Annotated in this window: 2 protein-coding genes; both read left to right on the forward strand. The window is 70.4% G+C overall.

Going from position 1 to position 3,025, the window contains the following annotated elements:
- Positions 1–939: 939 nt before the first annotated feature.
- On the forward strand, positions 940–2,133 hold the full coding sequence (locus VIB55_RS18960; RefSeq protein WP_331878241.1) for a serine hydrolase domain-containing protein: 1,194 nt from the start codon (positions 940–942) through the stop codon (positions 2,131–2,133).
- Positions 2,134–2,247: 114 nt separating this feature from the next.
- Complete coding sequence (locus VIB55_RS18965; protein WP_331878242.1) at positions 2,248–2,472, forward strand: hypothetical protein; 225 nt, start codon at positions 2,248–2,250, stop codon at positions 2,470–2,472.
- Positions 2,473–3,025: the final 553 nt, after the last annotated feature.

A 3,025-nucleotide genomic window follows, 5' to 3' on the forward strand; every position in this document is an offset into this window, starting at 1 on the left:
CCCGGAGGATCATCCTCCGGGGCCGCTCCTGTATCCGCCGACGCGCGCCTGTCATGGACAGAGCGGCTCCCTTCCTTCACGCACACCGAAGCTGTCGAAGCGCCTCTGTCATCCCGAGGGAGCGGCCTCACCGCCCTTGCACGCACACCGAGAACGGCAGCGACCGAGGGATCCGCCACACATTCCGGGCGCGCCACACGGATCTCCCACAAGAGAACAGCCAGTCCGCGAAGGCGGACTTCGTGTGGTCGTTGCAGCGAATTCATTCGCCCGACACAGCCGAGGCCGTGGCGGGAGCGGGTGAACCCGCCGCAACAACTGCGGAAAGCCCCGGCTCGGCCGCTGTCGCGTCCCGCCCGGGGCTTCACCTGCACGCGCGCCGCGTCTGCCGCCCGTCATCCGACGGAGCGGCCCCAGCGCCCCTGCACGCACACCCAAGCCGCCGACGCGCGCCTGTCATCCCGACGGAGCGGCCCCACCGCTCCTGCATGCACACCGAAGACGGCAGCGACCGAGGGATCCGCCCCACACTCCGCGCCACCCGCCGCACCACGCCCGTGCCCCGCCCGTGCCCCGCGGCTCAGCCCCCTCCGTCCCGCGCCGCGGCCTCCGTGCGCTCCGTGTGAGACGCATCAATCCAGAGTTGTTGATCCTCCCGCCGCGCCCCGAACGAAAGTAGATGCCCGATCGCGTTCATCTCGTTGCGTGATATTCACTTACGCGACTAGCCGACGCAATGTCAAGACATTGATCCAGCCCGTATGACAGGTGTTCATGTAGCAGATGTTTCCAGCGCCGCGGCTGGTCGAACCCACCAAACGCGTGAAGCGACATGACCCTCGTAAGTCGAGTTTCTTGACAGCCACTCCGAACCGCATTACTGTCGAAGTCCCACTCCGCGGTGCAGTACGTTTTCCCTACAAGACCAAGCAGGTCCCCATGCCGTATCCCGCCCTGCTCGCGTTGGCAGCCGTGCTTTCCACGGCGCCGTCTCCTGACACCACCGTGCGGCCCGACCGCACGGCGCGCCACGAGCTGTCGTCCGCCGCCGCCGCGGGCTTCAGTTCCAGCGGGCTGATCCGCGCTGAAGATGCGGTGCGCGACGAGATCCAGCGGGGCTCCTTTCCCGGCGCCAGCCTGGCCGTGGGCCGCTGGGACCAGGTGGTGCTGGAAGAGGGACTGGGCCGCATGGGACGCGGCGAGGGCGAGGTAGACCCGGAAACCACGGTGTACGACCTTGCCTCGCTGTCCAAGGTAGTGGGCACCACCACGGCGGTGATGCTGCTGGTGGAAGACGGGCTGATGCGGCTGGACGAGCCGGTGTCGGCGTACCTGCCGGAGTTTCGCGGCGGGAACAAGGACCGCGTCACCATCCGCCACCTGCTGACCCACACGTCGGGGCTCCCCGACTGGGTGGAGCTGGGAGGGAGCACGCCCGAGGAGTCGCTGCGCCGCCTGCTGAACGTGCAGCTGCGGTCCGCGCCGGGGATGCGGGTGGTGTACTCCGACGTGGGATTCGCGGTGCTGTACGCCGCCGCCGAGCGCGCCGCGGGCGAGCCGCTGTACCGCCTGCTGGACCGCCGCATCTTCGAGCCGCTGGGCATGCACCACACCAGCTACGTGTACGGCGAGGCGTGCCGCGCCTGCGCCTCTACCCACCGCCCCATGGGCGACGCCTACCGGGGCCGGGTGCACGATCCCATCGCGCGCAAGCTGGGCGGGCTGGCCGGCAACGCGGGGCTGTTCAGCACGGGCCACGACATGGCGCGCTTCGCGGCGATGATGGCCAACGGCGGCGAGTTCGACGGCGTGCGCGTGCTGCGCGAGTCCACGGTGCGCGCCTTCAGTCAGCGCCAGCCCGGGACGGGCACCCGCGCGCTGGGGTGGGACACGCCCAGCGGCCCGGGGCAGGGCGCCTCGGGCACGCGCATGTCCAGCCGCTCGTACGGGCACACGGGCTTCACGGGCACTTCCATCTGGATCGACCCGGAGCGCGGCACGTGGGTGGTGCTGCTGGCCAACCGCACCTACGAAGACGGCCCCAACCGCATGCAGACGCTCCGGCGCACCGTTCACGACCGCGTGGCCGACGCGGTGCGCCCCGGCTCCGAAACGGGCGTGGCCGGGCGGTAGGGGGTTACGAGCCGCCACCGAATGCACCTCTGCGACACCGCGCCGAACGTTTCGGCGCGGTGTTTGCCTTTTTGTGAGCCGAACGACAGCGACCCAGACAGGGAGAACACGCACATGCCCAGCGCAACGCTCCGGACCCGCGGGTCCGTCATTCGGCCGACCGGGCAGCAGGACGAGGAAGCCCTTCGTGAGCTGCTGGGCCCAGCGGCCGACCTTCCCGCGCCCCCCTCGCCCGACGACCGCACCGACCCCACCGAGCAGACGGGCGGGATCATCCCAGGGACGGGCCGCCGGATGGAGGACCACGAGCCGGCGCCGGAGCAGGAGGGAAGTGCGTGAGGTTCGGAAGTGCGTGAGTGCGTGAGTGCGTGAGTGCGTGAGTGCGTGAGTGCGTGAGTGCGTGAGTGCGTGAGTGGCGCACCGCGACCATGTCATCCAGAGGCCCAGGCGCACCGGCCCCACCCGTACGCCATCCCATGCGGGCGGAAGGATCTGGCCTGAACCAGCACGAAACCAGGCCGCGGCAGCGACACGACAGCCCGCCATCCGGATCCCCGTCGCCAGGGTGCCCGCTGCCGCGCGGGGGCGGTTGAAACCGCGGCAACCACGGCCCGAAGTCCGCCTTCGCGGACTGCACGGGCTGGTGCCTGGGCGTGTCCGCGGGTGCCGTGTGGCGCCGACCGCGGGCCACGCATCCGCGCCGCTGCCGCGCCCTGGCTGAAATGCGTCTTCGGCAAGATCCTTCGCCCCGCGAGGTGGCGTGTGCGGGCGAGTGTCGCTCGCCTGGGGCTCAGGATGACAGGCTCCTGTGCCGACCGCTCGCGGGCGATGTGTCATCCAGGGGCCCCACCGCACCATCCGACAACCACCATACTCTCCCGTGCAGTCCGCG

Origin of the sequence: Longimicrobium sp., assembly GCF_036554565.1 — a bacterium.
Taxonomy (GTDB): domain Bacteria; phylum Gemmatimonadota; class Gemmatimonadetes; order Longimicrobiales; family Longimicrobiaceae; genus Longimicrobium.

What these genes read in the sequence shown, in the direction of transcription:
- VIB55_RS18960 (WP_331878241.1), top strand. Translation starts at nt 940, where the DNA reads ATGCCGTATCCCGCCCTGCTCGCGTTGGCAGCCGTGCTTTCCACGGCG.
- VIB55_RS18965 (WP_331878242.1), top strand. Translation starts at nt 2,248, where the DNA reads ATGCCCAGCGCAACGCTCCGGACCCGCGGGTCCGTCATTCGGCCGACC.